This window comes from Pseudoduganella sp. RAF53_2 (genome assembly GCF_052113985.1).
Lineage (GTDB): Bacteria > Pseudomonadota > Gammaproteobacteria > Burkholderiales > Burkholderiaceae_D > Rugamonas.
Map to the genome: position 1 here is coordinate 1 of NZ_JBFRDW010000908.1, position 1,698 is coordinate 1,698.

The 1,698-nt window shown below is 63.0% G+C and carries 2 protein-coding genes; both read right to left on the reverse strand.

The genetic code is table 11. From position 1 onward, the window contains the following. Nucleotides 1-1,125 (reverse strand): ExeA family protein (locus tag AB4Z11_RS30900; protein WP_442029888.1); only part of this gene is annotated, 1,125 nt, incomplete at its 3' end. An 8-nt stretch (nucleotides 1,126-1,133) separates the two neighbouring features. After that, nucleotides 1,134-1,607, reverse strand: coding sequence for a hypothetical protein (locus AB4Z11_RS30905; RefSeq protein WP_442029890.1), 474 nt, complete (start codon nucleotides 1,605-1,607; stop codon nucleotides 1,134-1,136). Nucleotides 1,608-1,698: the final 91 nt, after the last annotated feature.

The following is a 1,698-nucleotide window of genomic DNA, read 5'->3' on the forward strand; positions in this document are numbered from 1 at the left end:
GACCTGTGCGTTCGCGACGGCGGCCGACGCCGCGGGAAGTAAGTTGGTGGCAGCGGCCGACGCCGCGACGCTCGGAGCTGCCGTCGCTGCGGCGGGCGACGCGGGCGCGGCTGGGTGGGCGTTGGACGCTGGAAGGCGTGCGTCGGCGGTGCGGCTGGACGCGGACGCGCCTGGCGGCATGGCGACATTGCGCGCGCCTGGCATCAGCTGCCAGGCCGCGGCGCCGGTCAGCACGACGCCTGCGAGCACGCCGGCGGCGACATAGGGCCACGGTCCGCGCGCGGCGGCGGCTGCGGCAACGGAGGAGCGTCCTTCACCGGCAAACACTTCTTCCGCCGCACGGCGCAGGATCTTGCGGCTGACTTGATGCTGGTTCTCGACATACGCGCCCAGCAGTGCGCGGTCGCACAGCAAATTGATCCGGCGTGGCACACCTTTGGTCAGCTGGTGCAGCTGTGCCATCAATGGACGCGGGAATGGCGCGATGGACGAGGCGCCGGCGACGGTCAGGCGATGCTCCACATAAGCGCCCACTTCCGCCTCGGACAAGGAGCCCAGGTGATAGCGCGCAATCACACGCTGCGCCAGCTGCTCCAGCTCGGGACGCGCCAGCATGCCGCGCAACTCCGGCTGTCCAATCAGGATAATCTGCAGCAGCTTGCGCTCACTGGTTTCCAGGTTGGTCAGCAGGCGCAATTGTTCCAGCACCTCAGCGGACAAGTTCTGCGCCTCGTCGATCACCAGCACATTGTTCAGCCCCTGCGCATGCGACGACAGCAGATAAGCATTGATCGCATCCACATACCCTTTGACCGAATGCGCCGCGCCGGACATCTCGATGCGGAACTCATCGCATACCGACTGCAGCAGCTCCTCCACCGTCAGCTTCGGATTGAAGATATACGCCAGACGGCAGTTGGCAGGAATCTGCTCCATGAAGCAGCGGCACACCGTCGTCTTGCCCGCGCCGATCTCGCCGGTTAACAGAACGAAGCCACCGCCGCTGCCCACGCCATACAGCAGATGCGCCAAAGCCTCGCGATGGCGTTCGCTCATGAACAGGTAGCGCGGATCGGGCGCGATGGAAAACGGCGACTGTTTGAGATGGAAGAATTGCGTGTACATGAAAACCTTCAGCGCAGCGCCGGTGGCAGCGGCTTGAACTTGGCGCAAAAAATCTTGGAACGGGTATTGAAATACACAATGCGGCTGCCCGCCTTGCTCTCCCGGACCGGATAACGCGAATTTTCGATTGTCGCATACCGCGGGCCGTCCTGCGTCGTAATGGCTTTTTCGAGATCTTCCGGCTTGCCATCGACCACTGCGCCCACGAAGGCGTAGGGGAAGGTTTCGTCACTGACCATCACCTCCAGGATCGGCATATTCCAGAGGGTCGCGCCCTGGGTGCGGAACCAGTAAGCGCCGCCTTCACGCTTATACGGCTGGCCGAAATACTGCACCATGTAGTCGAAATAGTAGCGATTGGTGGTTTCGTCGCGGCATAACAAGCCGCTGCCCATGACCGTGCCGAAGTGGCTGGGTGGAGCAGAATGCGCAAGCGGGGACAGTGCCAGCAGGGCGAGACAGGTCAGGCGTTTCAGCAGCATCAAAGTTTCTGCATCCACGCCCGGTTCGCGCTGATTTTTGCCTTGGCAGCCGCCGGCAAGGCTTCGTAGCAGCCGGGGTATTGCTTCAAAG